Annotated in this window: 14 protein-coding genes; 6 read left to right on the plus strand and 8 right to left on the minus strand. The window is 69.3% G+C overall.

The window, feature by feature from the left end:
* Nucleotides 1-86 precede the first annotated feature (86 nt).
* The 3 genes from ahcY to AC6CHY_RS16385 are packed head-to-tail and all read right to left on the minus strand — an operon-like array spanning nucleotide 87 to nucleotide 2,171.
* On the minus strand, nucleotides 87-1,553 hold the full coding sequence (gene ahcY, locus AC6CHY_RS16375) for an adenosylhomocysteinase (RefSeq protein ID WP_498227410.1): 1,467 nt from the start codon (nucleotides 1,551-1,553) through the stop codon (nucleotides 87-89).
* Between the two features lie 11 nt (nucleotides 1,554-1,564).
* Complete coding sequence (locus tag AC6CHY_RS16380) at nucleotides 1,565-1,762, minus strand: Trm112 family protein (protein WP_217388661.1); 198 nt, start codon at nucleotides 1,760-1,762, stop codon at nucleotides 1,565-1,567.
* 10 nt (nucleotides 1,763-1,772) lie between these two features.
* Nucleotides 1,773-2,171 carry a DUF3499 domain-containing protein gene (locus AC6CHY_RS16385; protein ID WP_336245068.1) on the minus strand — a complete coding sequence of 133 codons (399 nt, stop codon included), beginning with the start codon at nucleotides 2,169-2,171 and terminating at the stop codon, nucleotides 1,773-1,775.
* Nucleotides 2,172-2,267: 96 nt separating this feature from the next.
* Between AC6CHY_RS16385 and AC6CHY_RS16390 the strand changes: the two genes are divergently transcribed.
* Nucleotides 2,268-2,783, plus strand: coding sequence for a metallopeptidase family protein (locus tag AC6CHY_RS16390; RefSeq protein WP_217388659.1), 516 nt, complete (start codon nucleotides 2,268-2,270; stop codon nucleotides 2,781-2,783).
* Here the strand turns inward: AC6CHY_RS16390 and AC6CHY_RS16395 are convergent.
* From AC6CHY_RS16395 to AC6CHY_RS16405, 3 genes are read right to left on the minus strand one after another with little or no spacing between them, the layout of a single operon-like run.
* Entirely contained in the window at nucleotides 2,780-4,642 is a 1,863-nt protein-coding gene (locus tag AC6CHY_RS16395) for a DUF5719 family protein (RefSeq protein ID WP_498227411.1), read from the minus strand. The genes AC6CHY_RS16390 and AC6CHY_RS16395 overlap by 4 nt on opposite strands.
* On the minus strand, nucleotides 4,639-8,010 hold the full coding sequence (locus AC6CHY_RS16400) for a glycosyltransferase (RefSeq protein ID WP_498227412.1): 3,372 nt from the start codon (nucleotides 8,008-8,010) through the stop codon (nucleotides 4,639-4,641). The genes AC6CHY_RS16395 and AC6CHY_RS16400 overlap by 4 nt, the downstream gene beginning before the upstream one ends.
* Before the next feature lie 29 nt (nucleotides 8,011-8,039).
* A complete protein-coding gene (locus tag AC6CHY_RS16405; protein WP_254455974.1) occupies nucleotides 8,040-8,570 on the minus strand; it encodes a WhiB family transcriptional regulator in 531 nt (176 codons plus the stop codon).
* Between the two features lie 290 nt (nucleotides 8,571-8,860).
* On the opposite strand from AC6CHY_RS16405, the gene AC6CHY_RS16410 reads away from it, so the two are divergent.
* Nucleotides 8,861-9,595: a TIGR03089 family protein gene (locus tag AC6CHY_RS16410; protein ID WP_217388656.1), complete on the plus strand. Its 735-nt coding sequence runs from the start codon at nucleotides 8,861-8,863 to the stop codon at nucleotides 9,593-9,595.
* A 140-nt stretch (nucleotides 9,596-9,735) separates the two neighbouring features.
* On the opposite strand, the gene AC6CHY_RS16415 is transcribed toward AC6CHY_RS16410, so the two are convergent.
* Nucleotides 9,736-10,305 (minus strand): GtrA family protein, encoded by a 570-nt coding sequence (locus AC6CHY_RS16415; RefSeq protein ID WP_217388655.1) that lies wholly within the window; start codon nucleotides 10,303-10,305, stop codon nucleotides 9,736-9,738.
* Nucleotides 10,306-10,550: 245 nt separating this feature from the next.
* On the opposite strand from AC6CHY_RS16415, the gene AC6CHY_RS16420 reads away from it, so the two are divergent.
* From AC6CHY_RS16420 to manA, 4 genes are read left to right on the plus strand one after another with little or no spacing between them, the layout of a single operon-like run.
* On the plus strand, nucleotides 10,551-11,705 hold the full coding sequence (locus AC6CHY_RS16420; protein WP_254456029.1) for a 5-(carboxyamino)imidazole ribonucleotide synthase: 1,155 nt from the start codon (nucleotides 10,551-10,553) through the stop codon (nucleotides 11,703-11,705).
* Nucleotides 11,706-11,734: 29 nt separating this feature from the next.
* Nucleotides 11,735-12,235, plus strand: coding sequence for a 5-(carboxyamino)imidazole ribonucleotide mutase (purE, locus tag AC6CHY_RS16425; RefSeq protein ID WP_217388737.1), 501 nt, complete (start codon nucleotides 11,735-11,737; stop codon nucleotides 12,233-12,235).
* A gap of 8 nt (nucleotides 12,236-12,243) precedes the next feature.
* A complete protein-coding gene (locus tag AC6CHY_RS16430; RefSeq protein ID WP_254455973.1) occupies nucleotides 12,244-13,866 on the plus strand; it encodes an LCP family protein in 1,623 nt (540 codons plus the stop codon).
* A 37-nt stretch (nucleotides 13,867-13,903) separates the two neighbouring features.
* A complete protein-coding gene (manA, locus tag AC6CHY_RS16435; protein ID WP_217388653.1) occupies nucleotides 13,904-15,160 on the plus strand; it encodes a mannose-6-phosphate isomerase, class I in 1,257 nt (418 codons plus the stop codon).
* A gap of 87 nt (nucleotides 15,161-15,247) precedes the next feature.
* On the opposite strand, the gene glpX is transcribed toward manA, so the two are convergent.
* Nucleotides 15,248-16,270 carry a class II fructose-bisphosphatase gene (gene glpX, locus AC6CHY_RS16440; RefSeq protein WP_217388652.1) on the minus strand — a complete coding sequence of 341 codons (1,023 nt, stop codon included), beginning with the start codon at nucleotides 16,268-16,270 and terminating at the stop codon, nucleotides 15,248-15,250.
* Between the last annotated feature and the right edge of the window lie 62 nt (nucleotides 16,271-16,332).

Genomic DNA, 16,332 nt, shown 5'->3' on the forward strand with positions numbered 1-16,332 from the left:
CGCGTGTCGGTCCCGAGACGCGCGGGCGGGCTCCGGCCCCTGGGGCGGGGTGCCGGCGGCGCCTCGGCGCCGGCCCCCGGGGGAGGCTAGTAGCGGTACATTTCCGGCTTGTACGGGCCCGCAGCGTCAAGGCCCAGGTAGCGGGCCTGCTCCTCCGACAGCTCGGTCAATTCCACGCCCAGCGCGTCCAGGTGCAGCCGCGCGACCTTCTCGTCAAGGATCTTGGGCAGCACGTGGACCGAGGTGGCGTATTCGCCGGTGCCGGCCTTGGTGAACAGCTCGATCTGCGCGATCACCTGGTTGGTGAAGGAACTGGACATCACGAAGGAGGGGTGGCCGGTGGCGTTGCCCAGGTTCAGCAGCCGGCCCTCGGAGAGCACGATGACGGAGCGCTCCCCCGCGGTTCCGGCCTCGAAGGTCCACTCGTGCACCTGCGCCTTGATCTCGACCTTTCGAACGCCGGGGACCTTCGCGAGCCCGGCCATGTCGATCTCGTTGTCGAAGTGCCCGACGTTGCCCACGATAGCCTTGTTCTTCATACCCTGCATGTGTGCGGCGGTGATGATGTCCCTGCCGCCGGTGGTGGTCACGAAGATGTCGCCTTGTTCCAGGACGGTTTCCAGGCGGGCTACCTGGTAGCCGTCCATGGCCGCCTGCAGCGCGCAGATCGGGTCGATCTCGGTGACGATGACCCGGGCGCCCTGGCCGCGCATGGCCTCGGCGGCGCCCTTGCCCACATCCCCGTAGCCGCACACCACCACGACCTTGCCGCCGATGAGCACATCGGTGGCGCGCATGATCCCGTCGGGCAGCGAGTGGCGGATGCCGTACCTGTTGTCGAACTTGGACTTGGTCACCGAGTCGTTGACGTTGATCGCCGGGAAGAGCAGGGTGCCCGCGGTAGCCATCTGGTTCAGCCGCATCACCCCGGTGGTGGTTTCCTCGCTGACGCCCTTGATCCTCGCGGCGATGCGGGTGAACTTTTCCGGGTCCCGGGCCAGGGAGGCGCGCAGGGTCTCCAGCACGATGGAGTGCTCGTGGCTTGTCGCGGCCTCGGGGCCGGGCACTGCCCCGGCGGCCTCGAACTGCACGCCCAGGTGCACCAGCATGGTGGCGTCCCCGCCGTCGTCCAGGATCATGTTCGGACCAAGCCCCGGGTCCTGCCCGGCCCCCGGCCACGAAAGGATCTGTTCGGCGGTCCACCAGTAGTCCGCCAGCGACTCGTTCTTCCAGGCGAACACCGGGACCCCTGCGGGGTTTTCCGGGGTGCCGGCGCCCACGACCACGGCCGCGGCGGCCTCGTCCTGGGTGGAAAAGATGTTGCAGGAGGCCCAGCGCACCTGCGCGCCCAGGGCCACCAGCGTTTCGATGAGCACCGCGGTCTGCACCGTCATGTGCAGGGAACCGGCGATGCGGGCACCGGCCAGCGGCCGCGCCGCGGCGTACTGCGCGCGCAGCGACATCAATCCCGGCATCTCGTGCTCGGCAAGCCGGATCTGGTGGCGGCCGGCCTCGTGCAGGGACAGGTCCGCGACCCGGTGGTCGATGCCCATCGCGGCTGTGCCTAGCCTTGGGCCCTGGCGGGGATCACGGTGGCCTCGGGGGCCAGCATGACCGGGATTCCCTCGACGATGTCGTAGCTGTAGGTTTCCCCGTTGGCCCCGGTGCCGGTGGACACCAGCGTGTCCCCGTGCTGGACGAGGGCGGAGCCGGTGACGGGGCAGCGGAGCTGGGCAGTGAGTTGGGTTGAAAGATTCGACATGGAACCCAGTTTAGGGCTCTTGGTTCCCTTCGCGCAGCACCCGCAGGTGCCGCCGCGTCATGCCCTGCCCGGGGCCCGGTTCGATGGCCGGCGGGGAGGTGCGGGGCGCCGGGACCTCGGGGGCCGGCGCGGGCGCGGGCTGGGCGTCGTTTTCACGCACCGCATTGGCCAGCGCGTACAGGTCGTCGTTGCGCAACCGCCCCTGTTCCGGCAGCGCCAGGCGCATGACTTCCCAGCCCAGCGGCACCGTCAGGCGTTGGGCGTGGAGGGTGCACAGATCGTAGCAATGCGGTTCCGCGAAGGTCGCCAAGGGACCGAGCACCGCCGTCGAGTCGGCGTACACATAGGTCAGGGTGGCGATGGCCGGCTGGCGGCACGCCGAACGTGAACAAAGTCTGGATGATCCCACGGTTACACAGACTACCGCAGCCAGGCGGCGGCACGGCGGCGCACCGCCGAGCGGCAGGCGGATCCCACGGGCCCAAGGTGGCATAGGCTAGATACTATGTCCGGAAAACTGTCGATCGATTTGGACGGGCGCGATCCGGCCTCGCTGCAGAGCGGGGAAACCCGGGGCTTCGCGGCCCGCAAGCGCAACCGGCACGGACGCGGCCGGCGCGGCCCGATGATCATGGCGCCGCTGCCCGGGGCGCGGACCCGCGCAGAGCGCTTCGAGGACCTCCTGGTGGAGTCCGCCGAACGCCTGGCCGACCGCTGGGGCGACCGTGTGACGGCCATCGACTTCCGCATCATGCTGGTCCCCAATGCGAAGGTGCTGGCCCGGGCGCAGGCCGCCGGGACCCGGGTGCCATGGGCGACCAACCGCTCGGCGCGCCCCGGGCGCCCCGACCGCATCACGCTCTACCGCCGCCCCATCGAGGAGGCGTGCGTCCGCGGCCCCGACCTGCTGCCGGAGCTGGTGCACATGTCGATCGTGGAGCAATTGGCGGACCTGTGGGCCATGGACCCGCAGTCAATTGACCCCGAATACGGGGTCTGGGGCACCGGCCCGAACGACTAGTCGCGCAGCACGACCTGGACGCCCTCGCGTCCCAGGGCCGCGTCGCTGACCTTTACCGCGGCGACGCCAAAGGCGCCGTCATGGAGCACTGCTGCGGCGTAGCTGGGGGCGCCGGTGGCCGAGAGCACCAGGGCGGTGGCCCCGGCGCCGAAGTCGGAGGCTGTCAGCGCGACCGACTTGCCGCCGGCCAACTCGACCGTGCGCGCCGCCGAAAGCCTGCCGTTGGCGCCCATCGAACGCACCGAAACCTTGGCGGTGTCCTCCGGGGCATTGAGCACCACCGTGGCCCGGCCCTGGGCCGGAAGCACCAGCAGGTGCTCGCTGCCCAGCCGGTTGGCGGCACCGGCCCAGGCCAGGTCGATGGGCTCGTTGGCCTTGGTGCCGCGCACCATTTTCACGCTTGCGCTCACCGCCGAGTCGCCCTCGACGACGATGGTGTAGTTCCCGGCCGGAAGCCCGCCCAGCGGCATGCGTGCGGTGGCGTTGGAGGCCACCACCACTTCCCCGCCGCCGGGGATCGGGACCTCGCCGGCCGGCCCCAGCGCGCGCACCTTGACGGTGGCCCCCTCGGCGGAGGTGGCCGCCAGCACCACCTCGGCGGCGGCATCGGCGTTGGCGGCGGGCTTGCCCAGCGCCCCGGCGAGCTTCGGGTCCAGGATCGCGACCCCGGGAATCACCTGGGTGTTGTTGGCGGTGGCTGCCGCCCCCAGGTAGTCAAGGCCGCCCGGGACCAGCCCGCGCAGCGTGCTTTGCTGGATGGTGGCGTTGATGCGCCCGCCGGAGGAGGTGACCTTGGCCGAGAGCGCCTTTTCGTTGGGGGCGTAGCCGGCCAGGATGACGGATTTCGACTCCCCAGGGGCCACCGCGAGCGCGGAGAGGCTGGGTGCGGAGACCATGCCGTCGGCACCGCGCAGGTCAACGCGCACCTGGGCGACGGAGGCCGAGGGGTTCACCAGGTTCAGCACCGCGGTGGAGCCGGGCGTGGTCACCGCCCCGGTGAGCCAGGATTCGGAGGTCGGCGGGGTGCAGCCGGCGGCCGCGAGCCCGGCCAGGTCGCCGTCCGCGGCGGAGTAGGTCCGCACGGCGGAGACCAGGGACTGGACCCCGCCCAGCGGCTGGGAGTGCACCGTGAGCGACTCGGCGTAGTTGGTCACCGGCCCCGGGGCGCCCTTGCGCTCGGAGGTTCCGTCCGCGCCGGCACCGGTGGCCCGCTCGGCCTCGGCGGCGGGCAGGCGCGGGGCGATGGTCTTTTCGACGCCCGCATCGTTCCTGAGCATTTCGGTCCCGGGGATGCGGCCGGCGGAATCGGAGAGCACCGCGGCGCGCACCGCGGTCCTGGCGTTCTTGGATGCCGGGGCGAATTCCGGGTCGACCCCGGATCCGGCGCCGGTGAACAGCTTCATGGTCGACGGGCAGCTTGCCAGCGCGTCTCCCGCGGGCAGCGACGTGACGGCGATGTCGGTACCGGTGGCGGCGGTGGCCGGCGGGAACACCGATCCGGCGGCGATGGCCGCGGCGCCCAGGCACAGCACCCCGACCGAGCCCAGCACGCCCAGCGCCCTGCCGCGTCCCTTGGTGCGTCGGCTTCCGGCGCGGGCCGCGGGTTCGGCCTTTGCTTCGTTCTCCGCCCCTGCGGCCGCGGCGGGTTCCGCCGGGTCTGCGGGCGCGGACGGGGCGGCAGACCCGGCGGAGGGGTCCGTCGGACCGGGTGCCACGGCCTGTGGCGCGGCGGACACAGGGCCGGGGACCTGCTCCCCCGCCGGGGGAAGTGCCGTCCCCGGGGCCAGTCCCGCGGCTTCGCGGGCGGCCTGGGCTACGCGTTCAGATTCTCGTCGTGCCTTGCGGGAATCGTTTTTCACTTCTTCTCCTTGGCGTCCGCGAGACGGTTTCCGCGGTCGAGCTCGTCGATGCTTTCGGCGTTGCCGCGGGTGCGGTATTCGTCCAGGCGGCGCGCGGCAAAGCGGCGGCTGCGCGGGATGGGAATGACCAGCAGCAGGGCCAGCAGCAGCACCACCAGCTGGGCGATGGCCACGGGCACCTTGTAGGGGCTGTGGTAGTGCAGTTCCAGGGTGCCGCCGGCGGCACCCAGTTCAAAGCCCTGCGCCCATTGCGCTGTCTCGACACCGGTGCCGGTGGCGTCTTCGGCCTGTCCGGCATCGGCGCCCACGGCCAGGCTCTTGAGCGGCACCCCGTCAAGGGTTGCGCTCCAGCCGGCATCGGCGCGCTCGGCCATGGCCAGCACGCGGCCGGCCTCGCCGGGCTCGATGCGCGCCCCGGAGACCTCCCCCCGGTGCGAGGGCAGCAATGCCACGGTCTTGTCCCCCGCCACGATGCGCACGCGGGAGGTGGAGTCGGTGGCGTTGTCCACGCCCGGGATCGCGGCCCGCGGTTCCACGCGCCACAGCCACCCGGACTCGGTCTGTCCCACGGAAACCAGGCCCGGCACCGCGTCCAGGCGCGCGACCAGTGCCGAGGCCGTCGCCCGGGAATCCTGCAGCACCACGAAACCGGTGCCGAGCGCCGCGAGTTCCTCGCGCGGGTCCAGCGCGGAGTCGGAGACGAGGGTGGCCACGGTCTGTTCGATGAGCCGCTCGGCGTCATCGGATTCGCGCAGCGCCGGGGCCAGCAGGTTGCCGACGACCCGGTTTGCCGACGCCGTCTGGGACAGGGAGTCGGCGGTGGTGCCGGCACCGTTCATCAGTGCCGCGCTCACCGCCCCGTCGCCGTTCTGGGCCAGCACCAGCGTGCGGTCCTCATAGGCACCCAGCCCGCGGTCAGCCGCAGTGGCCGGCAGGGTCCGGGCGGACACGGGCCGCAGGGCGCTGGTCGCGCCCAGGTCGGTTTGCGCGGCCGCCCCGGCAGGTGCCGGGACCTGCGCGGCGATCCAGCTGCCGCCCGCCACCAGGACCGAAACGCCCAGCAGTGCCGAGGCCCAGGCCAGCGTGCCGGTGGCAACGCGGCGTGCACCCGGCACGCCGGGGGCCAGCGGCTCCCGCTCGCCGCGGAACACGGAGATCCCCAGGCCCGCGGCGAAGAGCAGCGCCAGGACAAAGAAGGAAACGAAGGGGCCGTTGAACGCGGCAACGAAGCTGTCCCCGGCCACGGCGGAGGGCACCAGCGAGGCGCCGTACCCGGCGGCGAGCATCAGCACCCCGCCCAGCCAGAGCGTGCGGGCCAGCGGGGTCGAGCCGCTCCGCGCCCCGGCAAAGAGGCCGGTGAGCGCGAAGCCAAGCAGCGGGGCCCCGACCAGCAGCACCAGCACCAGAGCCCAGGGCCCGGCGGGCAGGAATCCGAATCCGGCGGGGGTGCCCAGCGGGTCAAAGGCGGTGGGGAAGCCAAGTCCCTGGGCCCACAGCGGAGCCGGGGCAAAGGGCAGGGCAAGTCCCGGATCGGTGAGCAGCACGCGCGGGTTGCCCAGCGAGGCAACGACCAGGGGCAGGTGGAAGACCAGCATCGGCAGCGGCACCCACCACAGCGTCTTGGCCCGCGAACGCAGCACGATCGCCGCGAGGAGGATCAGCAGGACCAGGACCAGCCCGGCGGCCGGGGACCCCGCGGAGATGGGGACCAACAGCAGGGCCGCGGCTGCAGCGGCCGTCCAGGACGGAACGGCCCCGACGCCCGGGCGCGAGGCCCGCCCGCGGCCGGCCCGGAAGTCGACGCCGGCGCCGACCGAGCGCAGCAGGGCCAGCAGGAAGAGCGGTGCCAGCACGTGCACCAGCACGCTGCCGGTACGCCCGGAAGCCAGGGAGTCCTGCAGCGACGGGGCCAGTCCCCAGAGCAGGGCGCCGAGCATGCGTGCGGCGCGCGAGCGGGTGACTGCGGCCAGGCCCAGCCAGGCCCCCAGCGCGGCCAGCGGCATCGCCAGCAGGGTCAGCACCACGGCCACGGCGTTGGCGTTTCCGCCGCCGGCCAGCGACGCCAGCCAATACAGGTAGTCGATGGGATCCCCGCCTGCCGGGCTGCCCGCCCCGAGGTTGGCCCACCACGAGGTGGCGTTGGCGAAGATCTCGGAGGGTTTGGCGGAGATCGGGAGCATCGCCCCGCCGGCCACGGCGCCGGCGCCGAACAAGGCGCGCAGCCCCACCAGCGATACGGCCAGGGTGGCCAGCACGGCGATGATGGCGCTGACGAAGGCCGAGGTCCGGTTGGGTGCCGCCAGCGCGGCGAAGTCGTTGCGGGCATCCCCGCTGGGGTCCTGGGTGGCGGTGGCTCCGGTGCCGTCCCCGTAGACGCTTTCGCCGTCGAGCGAGTCGAGCATGTTCTTGCGGTGTTCGCGCACCAGGTCCTGGTCGGTGAGCAGCCGGGAGATCGATTTGCGCGGGACCCGGCGGGTGGCTGCGGCCGTGGCACGGGACCTGGAAAGTTTCACGGGCTTGCCCACGGCCCTGAAGGTGGCGCCCAGCTGGCCAAAGGCGTAGGCCGGGTCCTTGGCCAGCACCGAGAGGAGGAAGCGGTAGATCCCGCCCAGCACCGCCCCGACCACCAGGAAGGGGATGGCCCAGGCAGGGGCATGCTTGAGGCGCATGAACACCTCGGCGCGGCGGGTTTCCGCCGGTCCGGCCACGGCGCGCACCACCGCGGCCTTGTGGTGGATCTTGGCCGCGGGCACAATGACCACGCGGTTGCCCATGAGGCGGTTGCGCCAGCACAGGTCCATGTCGTCGCCCAGCCCCGGCAGCGCCGGGTCGAAACCCTCCAGGGCCTCAAAGACGTCGCGGCGGATCAACATGCCGGCGCTGGTCACGGCGAAGGAGTCGGTGCGGGCGTCGTACTGGCCCTGGTCGACCTCGTCGATCTCGATCAGCGTCAGCCGTTCGGCGTACTTGTTCACCCCCAGGCCCACGTCCAGCAGGCGGCGCGGGGAGTCAAGGTCAAGTTGCTTGCACCCGGCAATGGTCACCGATTCGGTGGCCTCGACCACGGTGAGCAGCTTTTCCAGGGCGTTGAGTTCGGGAACCGAATCGTCGTGGATGAGCCAGAGCCATTCGGTGCGGCCTGGTCGGGGCTTCCCGAGGGATTGCACGGCGGCCATCACCGATTGCCCGAAGCTGTGCTCGGGAACCTCCAGAAGCGTGGAGTCGGAGGGCAGGTGCTTGCGCAAGAGGTCCGCGGAACCGTCGGTGGACGACGCGTCGACGCCGACAAAGCGGTCGATCAGTCGCGTTTGGTCGCGCAGCGCGGCCAGCGTCCGGGGTAAAAAAGCGGCGCCATTGTGGGCAGCCACAATGGCGGTGACGTGGATCGTGGGGAGAATTAGACTGCTCTTTTCCGCAAGCGACGGCGTTCGCGCTCGGACAGTCCGCCCCAAATTCCGAACCGCTCGTCATTGGTCAGTGCATATTCGAGGCATTCGGAGCGCACATTGCACGCACCGCACACGCGCTTGGCGTCCCGGGTGGAACCGCCCTTTTCGGGGAAGAACGCCTCGGGGTCGGTCTGCGCGCACAGTGCCTCGGACTGCCAGCCCAGCTCGCCGTCCTCGTCCTCGGCCCCCAGGCCGATCCAGATGGCCTGTGCGGGACTCTTGCCGTCCAGCATGGCGTCCATGCTCGGTGCCCATGAAGGAGTCGGGTCCGCGGCCAGGTCGTTGGCGGCGTCGTGCGCCAACAGGAATGCCGCTGTCTCCTCCGCCGGGGTCAGAACCTGCGAGCGATCGGCGTCCTGCTCCCGGCCGGTCTCGGCCGGGTCCACAAACCAGTCGGCCGGCACATCCCGGGACCCGCTGTAATTTGGCGTAGGTGCCGTCGTTGCGGCTTCGTTGAAGCTTCGATCCACGTTCCCCATGGTTTACTAACCTTCCGCCGTTACGAACTAGATACCTATAAATGACCCTAAAAGAGCGACGTCGGCGGCCTCTCAATAAAAAGCCGTCGCGAGACAATTTCCCTCTCCGTGACGGTGCACTATCTAATTACACTGGTGTAACTCCGGTCGCGTCAAGTGCGGTCGTCGATTTTAGCCACACATGTCGTAGATTTAGAGTCACGCCACGCCCGAGACTTCGCCGTGATCGTACAGAAATATGCCCGCCCGCGGATTCCCGGGGAATTCACAGGCTTGACAAGGAGCTTCACATGACCATTGATACCAACTCGTTATCTCCCGTCGAATCCCTACTGGCTCCGGTGCGCCACTCCACCCACCCATATTTGACCTGGTATGCCAAAAGCGGGGAGCGCGTGGAACTCAGTGGTCGGGTGTTTGACAACTGGGTCGCCAAGAGCGCAAATCTTTTGCACGAAGAATTTGATTTAGCCCCGGGCAGCGTTGTCGCCACCGACATGCCCGGCCATTGGAAGTCCGCGGCACTGGCACTGGCCTGCTGGCACCTGGGTGCCGAGGTGCGCTGTGTGGCCCCCGGAACGGACCCCGGGGATGTCGACGTATTCATTACCGCCGACCCGCAAACCTTAGCAGTCAACGGCTCGGTCGAGGTCATCGCCGTCCCCCTGCCGGCACTGGCCATGGCCTTCGGCGGCCCCCTGCCGGTGGGTGCCACCGACTACGCTTCCGAGGTCCGCTCCTACGCCGACTCGTTCAACTGCTCCCCCATCGACACCGCTGCCACCGCACTGCACTCCGCTGCCGCCACGCTTGGCTACACCCAGCTCTTTGCCCCGGGCGCACTGCCCGAGGCCGCCGGAACCACGCTTCTGAGCACCGCGTGGCCGCTCGAACGCATTCTTCCGGCACTGGTGTCGCTGTGGAGCGGCGGGTACCCGGTGGTACTGGTGGAGGAGGGCCTGGAGATCAGCAAGTCCCTGCTCGAGGGTGAACGCGTGGTGACGCGCCTGGACCAGGAGTCCTAGGCGGCGCCTCCCCTTCCGCCCGCCCCGCGGGCACGAAAAAGCCCCGACACGTTCCCTGGGTTCCTTTCACCCGTGGGTGAAGCGGGAAACGGGGGCACATGCCGGGGCGACAAGCATTCAACAGCCAGCGCCTAGGGCCCTTAGGCCGGGCCGTCCGGGGCCGGGTCGGCCATCTGCTCCGGACCTGCGGCCCTGCGCTCGGCCGCAACGGGCTCGGGGCCGACGCGCAGCAGTTCGCGGTCGTGCGCGAATTCCTCTTCGGCGTCCATTTCCGCGCCAAAGACCCAGAAGCGGTAGGCGAAGAACCGGAAGATGGTGCCCAGCACCAGTCCGACCACGGAGCCTGCGATGAACACGCTGGTGGTGTCGGTCAGGCCGATCCAGTACTTGGTGACAAACACGCAGGCCGCGGCGATTCCCAGCCCGATGGCGTTCATAATGAGGAACATCACGAGCTCGCGGACCACGTTCGCCTGGCGGCGGTGGCGGAAGGTCCAGTAGCGGTTGGCCACCCACGAGAACATCGTCGCCACGACGCCGGCCACGATCTTCGCCTTGACCTCGGAATCATGCATGGGCCCTTCGAGCAGCCACAGGTAGATGCCGGAGTCAATGATGAACGCGACACCCCCGACCACGCCGAATTTCGCGACTTCGCGCCACAGCATGGACGCCAGGCCCATGAGTTTGCGCCAGATCTGTTGCAGCATGATCCTCCATGGATTCGTATCTATGCACCACACCGCCACATGGCGGGCTAGCGGTGCAGTCGGTGCGGCTGAACCGTCATTTGCTCAGACGGCCAACCAAACTATTCTAATGCGGTTCACTGGATGTTCACCGCCAACGGTGTCCAAACTCGCCATGGACACCCTAGGTTAGGTCGCGCGTTCGGTAGGCTAGGCGGGTGATGTTTCCAGTGATTGGCGTTGTTGGCGGAGGCCAGCTTGCCCGAATGATGGCTCCCGAGGCCCTGAATCTCGGCATCGAACTACGCATCCTGGCCGAGGGCCCGGATGTCTCTGCCGCGCGCAGCGTTGCATCCGCCCCGGTAGGTGACTATACGGATTTGGCGGCCCTGCGTGAATTTGCCCGCGGAGTGGACGTGCTGACCTTCGACCACGAGCACGTGCCCAACGAGCACCTGCGGGCGCTGATCGCGGAGGGCGTGAACGTCCAGCCGCGACCGGAGGCGCTCATCCACGCCCAGGACAAGCTGGTGATGCGCGAGGCCATCGCGGCCCTCGGCCTTCCCAACCCTGAATGGGCAGCCGTCGAAACCGTCGAGGAACTGCTGGCCTTCGGCGAGCGGATCGGCTGGCCCGTCGTCCTCAAGACCCCGCGCGGCGGCTATGACGGCAAGGGCGTGCGCATGATCGACGACGCCGCCCAGGCACGCGCCGCCGCCGATTGGTTCGGCAACGGCGCCCTGCTGGCCGAGGACAAGGTGGCCTTCACCCGCGAGCTCTCCGCCTTGGTCGCACGCAATCCCGGAGGCGAGGCCAAGGCCTGGCCGGTGGTGCACACCATCCAGGTCGACGGCGTCTGCGACGAGGTCCTTGCACCGGCACCCGGCCTGGACCCGGTGGTCGAGGCAGCCGCCGAGGAGGCGGCCCTGCGCATCGCCGAGGCCTTCGGGGTCACCGGCGTGATGGCGGCCGAGCTCTTCGAAACCCCGGGCTCCGGCGCCGGATTCGTGATCAACGAACTTGCCATGCGCCCGCACAACACCGGGCACTGGACCATGAACGGCTCAATCACCAGCCAGTTCGAACAGCACCTGCGTGCGGTCCTTGACCTGCCGCTGGGCGCCACCGACGCGCTGGCCGAGACCACCGTGATGAAGAACTTCCTCGGCGGAGCCAACCAGGACCTGTACAGCGCCTTCGCCGCGGCACTCGCCGCCGAGCCCCGGGTGAAGGTCCATGCCTACGGCAAGTCGGTGCGTCCGGGACGCAAGATCGGGCACGTGAACGTGGTCTCCGAGCCCGGCGAATCGGTTGACTCGCTGCGTGCCCGCGCCAACACCGTGGCCTCGATGATCCGTGACGGCGTGCCCTCCGCGGCACCCGCATCCACCACCTCCACCACCGAAGGACAAACATCGTGAGCACCCCCGCACCCCTGGTTTCCCTGGTCATGGGCTCCGACTCTGACTGGCCCGTCATGAAGCTGGCGGCCGAGGCCCTGCGCGAGTTCGGCATCCCCTTCGAGGCCGACGTCGTCTCCGCGCACCGCATGCCCGAGGACATGATCGCCTACGGCAAGGAAGCCCACACCCGCGGCATCCGCGTGATCATCGCCGGCGCCGGCGGCGCAGCCCACCTGCCGGGCATGCTCGCCTCGGTCACCCCGCTGCCGGTCATCGGCGTTCCGGTGCCGCTGAAGACGCTCGACGGCATGGACTCGCTGCTCTCCATCGTCCAGATGCCCGCGGGCGTCCCGGTCGCCACCGTCTCCATCGGCGGGGCGCGCAACGCCGGCCTGCTGGCGGTGCGCATGCTCGCCACCGGCACGGACGGGCTCGCCGCCGAACTCCAGGAAAAGCTCATTGCCTTCGCAGCCGAGCTGCGCCAGGTCGCGGCCGGGAAGGGCGCCGCACTGCGGGCCGCCGCGGCCTCCGAAACCCCCGGCACCTAAGGACTCCTATGACACCGACCCGCCGTTCGTCCCGCAACCCCGACCTGCTCCCGGATCCCGTCTCGGCTCCCGCACCGGTGCGCTCCAAGCGCGCACTGTTCCTGCTGCTGCTGACCACGTTCTTCCCCGGCAGCGCCCAATGGGTTTCCGGGAACCGCGCCCTGGGCGGGTTCGTCATGCGCGTCACCATCACCTGTTGGGCACTGCTCCTGGTGGTGCTTGCCCTCGCGCTGCTCAAGCGCGACTGGCTGCTGGGCTTCTTCGCGCAGGGTTGGGTGCAGCTGGGCGCAGCACTGCTCCTGGTCGTCCTGGCGGCCGGCTGGCTGCTGATGTTCCTGAACACCCTGGCGATCATCCGACCCAGGTACCTGGCCCCCGGGGCGCGGATCGGGCTCACCGCCACTCTGCTGGTGCTCGCCCTGGCGATCAGCGGGTCCCTGGGCTACGGCGCCTTCGTGCTGAACAAGGGCCGGGAGACCATTTCCAGCGTCTTCTCCGCCGGACCGGCCTTCAAGCCCGTCGACGGGCGCTACAACATCGCGGTGTTCGGCGCCGACTCGGCCGGGAACCGCGAGGGGGTGCGCACCGACTCGATGTCGCTGCTTTCCGTCGATGCCAAGACCGGCAAGTCGCTGCTGATCTCGATCCCCCGCAACCTGCAGAACGCCCAGTTCTCCGCCGACTCCCCCATGCGCAAGGTGTACCCCAATGGGTACGACTGCGGGGACGAGTGCCTCTTCAACGCGATCTACCGCAACGCCACCGACAACCACGCCAACCTGTACCCCGGGGTCGAAAACCCAGGGGCCCAGGCCACTATGGAGGCCATCGAGGGCACCACGGGCCTGAAGGTCCAGGCCTACGTGATGATCGACATGGCCGGGTTCGCCGGGTTCATCAACGCCATGGGCGGGGTGACAGTGGATTCGGGCGGCTGGGTTCCCTACAACGGCAAGTACTGGCCCAACTCCTCGGTCAACACCCACTGGTTCGCCCCCGGCGAGCAGAAGTTCACCGGCAAGCAGGCCCTGTGGTTTGCCCGCTCGCGCGACTTCACCACGGACTACCACCGCATCGCCCGCCAGCAATGCCTGCAGCAGGCCATGATTTCCCAGTTCAGCCCCAAGACCATGCTCACGCGCTTCACCTCGATCATGGATGCCGGCGAACAGCTGGTGGAGACCGACATCCCGCAGCAGCAGCTTGGCTCCTTCCTGAACCTGGCCGACAAGGCCCGCCAGACCCCCTTCAAGCGCCTGACCCTGGGCGCCCCCGACTTCGGGTCCGCCGGCGACAAGTTCTCCACCTACCCCGACTTCGACGTGATCCACGAGCGCATCCAGGAACTCATCTCCGCGCAGTCCGGGTCCTCGCCCAAGAAGACCCCTGCCGCGACCAGTGAATCGGCCAAGGCCAAGGAATCCTCCGCGCCGTCCAAATCGTCGGGCGACTCGGGGACCAAGCGCAATTCCGAGCCCGGCAAGATCAACGTGGCTCCCTCCGACGCACCCACGGCCCAGCCCGACGGCGCGGAGCTGGACGAGCGCTACCTGGTCACCCTCGAGCAGATCGGCCGCACCGACCTGCTGGAAAAGATCGCCGCAAACAACAACGAATGCTCGGTGCCCTAACCCGGCCGCACGGCCACCCATAGCCCTAAGGACAATGATGTATCGCCTGACAAACACCATCCGTGATTATGCCTGGGGATCCACCGGCGCCATTTCGGGGTTGCTGGGAAGCACGCCCAGCGGCAAGCCGGAGGCCGAAATGTGGCTCGGCGCCCACCCCTCCGCCCCGTCGCGTGCCATTGACGGCCAGGAAGGCGGCGAGGCCATCGGCCTGGACCGTTTGATCGCCGCCGACCCGCAGGGGCTGCTGGGCCCCGAGGTGGCCGGGGCCTACGGCCGGCTGCCGTTCTTGATGAAGCTGCTGGCAGCGGGCAAGCCGCTGTCCATCCAGGTCCATCCCTCCGCCGAACAGGCAGCGGCCGGGTTCGCGGCGGAAAACGCCGCCGGCCTGCCGGCCGACGCGCCGCACCGGAACTACCGGGACGGTTCGCACAAGCCGGAAATGATCTACGCGCTCACCGATTTCGCTGCCCTGAGCGGCTTCCGCTCCCCCGCTGCGACGGCCGAGCTCTTTGGCACGCTGGGAACCGCACTGGAAGCAGATGCCGCCGCGACCTGCGACAGGATCGTCTCGCTGCTCACGAACCCCGACGAGGCCGAGGCGCTGCGTTCGACCTGCGAATACCTGCTCGGCGGGTCCCCGGAACTTGGTCGGCTGGGTGCCGCCGCGCTGCGCGCCGTCGAGGCGAACCCGGCCCTGGCCGAACATCCCTCGCTGGCTGAGCTGCCGCGGATCAACGAACACTACCCGGAGGACATCGGCGTGCTGGTCTCGCTGCTGCTGAACCTGGTGGTGCTGGAACCCGGCCAGGCCATCTATCTGGGTGCCGGTAACGTGCACGCCTACCTCCGCGGGCTCGGCGTGGAGGTCATGGCCAACTCGGACAACGTGCTGCGCGGCGGGCTGACGCCCAAGCACATCGACGTGCCCGAGCTGCTGCGCGTCAGCCGCTTCGAGGTCCTGGGCGTCCCGCGCCTGGAACCTGTCGAGACCATGTACGGCCAGCAGGTCTTCACTCCGCCGTTTGCCGAGTTCCAGCTCCAGCACATCGAGCTGGACGCCGTCGCCGATGCGGCCGACATGGGCGGCGGGGACGTGCCGGTGGCGGCCAACGGCCCGGTGATCGTGCTGTGCGTCGAGGGCGAGGTGCTCATCGACACCCCGCGCGGGGACGAGCTCTTGCGCCGCGGCGACTCGCTGTTCATCGGCGCCAACGAGGCCCCGGCCATCGCGCGGCGCAGCGCGAACGCGGCCGGCCGCGCCTTCGCCGTGACCCCGCAGCCGGTGCAATAGGCCCCGACTGACAAAAAGCAGCGGTGCCCGGCGGGAAGTGATTCCCGCCGGGCACCGCTGCGTTTTGCGGCAGGGCCGCAAGGCGTTCTAGCGGGTGTACGCTTCCCACTTGTCGGACTGGTGCTCGCCCTCGACGAAGCGGATGGTGCCCGACTTCGAGCGCATCACGATCGACTGGGTGTGGATGCGGTTGTTCTTGTAGCGCACCCCGCGCAGCAGGTCGCCGTCGGTGATGCCGGTGGCGGCGAAGTAGCAGTTGTCGCTGGTGACCAGGTCGTTGGTGGTCAGCACGCGGTCCAGGTCGTGGCCTGCGTCGATGGCCTTCTGCTTCTCATCGTCGTCCGTGGGCCACAGGCGGCCCTGGATGATGCCGCCGAGCGACTTGATGGCGCAGGCGGTGACGATGCCCTCGGGGGTGCCGCCGATGCCCATCAGCGCATCCACGCCGGTGCCCTCGCGGGTGGCGGCAATGGCGCCGGCGACGTCGCCGTCCATGATGAACTTGGTGCGCGCACCGGCGGCTCGGATCTCCTCGACCAGGCCCGCGTGGCGCGGACGGTCAAGGATGCACACGGTGATCTGGTTGATCTTCTTGCCCTTGGCCTTGGCGATCAGGTGCAGGTTCTGCTTGACCGGCAGGCGCAGGTCGACCAGCTCGGCGGCCTCGGGACCGGTGACAAGCTTTTCCATGTAGAAGACCGCGGACGGGTCGAACATGGAACCGCGGTCGGCAACGGCCAGGACCGAAAGCGCGTTGTTGATGCCCAGGGCGGTCAGGCGGGTTCCGTCGATCGGGTCGACGGCGACGTCGCATTCGGCGCCGGTTCCGTCGCCCACGCGTTCGCCATTGAACAGCATCGGGGCTTCGTCCTTTTCGCCTTCGCCGATGACGACCACGCCATTGAAGGACACGGTGGACAGCAGCGAGCGCATGGCGTCGACGGCCGCGCCGTCGGCGGCGTTCTTGTCGCCGAAACCGACCCAGGGGCTCGAGGCGATCGCCGCCGCCTCGGTGGCACGCACCAGCTCAAGGGCCAGGTTGCGGTCGGGTGACGCGTCGCTGACAGACAGTCGTGGGGACAGGTGGGCAAAATTCGTGGCTTCAGTCACGGTCTTCCTCGTCGTTGAGATCTGTTCGTTTGCCGGGGGCCAACAGCCCCCATCATATCTCC

The sequence above is a fragment of the Paeniglutamicibacter sp. GQ140 genome, from assembly GCF_059759235.1.

Coding starts and splice junctions, on each gene's coding strand:
- ahcY (WP_498227410.1), bottom strand. CDS start 1,553: ATGGGCATCGACCACCGGGTCGCGGACCTGTCCCTGCACGAGGCCGGC.
- AC6CHY_RS16380 (WP_217388661.1), bottom strand. CDS start 1,762: ATGTCGAATCTTTCAACCCAACTCACTGCCCAGCTCCGCTGCCCCGTC.
- AC6CHY_RS16390 (WP_217388659.1), top strand. CDS start 2,268: ATGTCCGGAAAACTGTCGATCGATTTGGACGGGCGCGATCCGGCCTCG.
- AC6CHY_RS16405 (WP_254455974.1), bottom strand. CDS start 8,570: ATGGGGAACGTGGATCGAAGCTTCAACGAAGCCGCAACGACGGCACCT.
- AC6CHY_RS16410 (WP_217388656.1), top strand. CDS start 8,861: ATGACCATTGATACCAACTCGTTATCTCCCGTCGAATCCCTACTGGCT.
- AC6CHY_RS16415 (WP_217388655.1), bottom strand. CDS start 10,305: ATGCTGCAACAGATCTGGCGCAAACTCATGGGCCTGGCGTCCATGCTG.
- AC6CHY_RS16420 (WP_254456029.1), top strand. CDS start 10,551: ATGATGGCTCCCGAGGCCCTGAATCTCGGCATCGAACTACGCATCCTG.
- purE (WP_217388737.1), top strand. CDS start 11,735: ATGGGCTCCGACTCTGACTGGCCCGTCATGAAGCTGGCGGCCGAGGCC.
- AC6CHY_RS16430 (WP_254455973.1), top strand. CDS start 12,244: ATGACACCGACCCGCCGTTCGTCCCGCAACCCCGACCTGCTCCCGGAT.
- manA (WP_217388653.1), top strand. CDS start 13,904: ATGTATCGCCTGACAAACACCATCCGTGATTATGCCTGGGGATCCACC.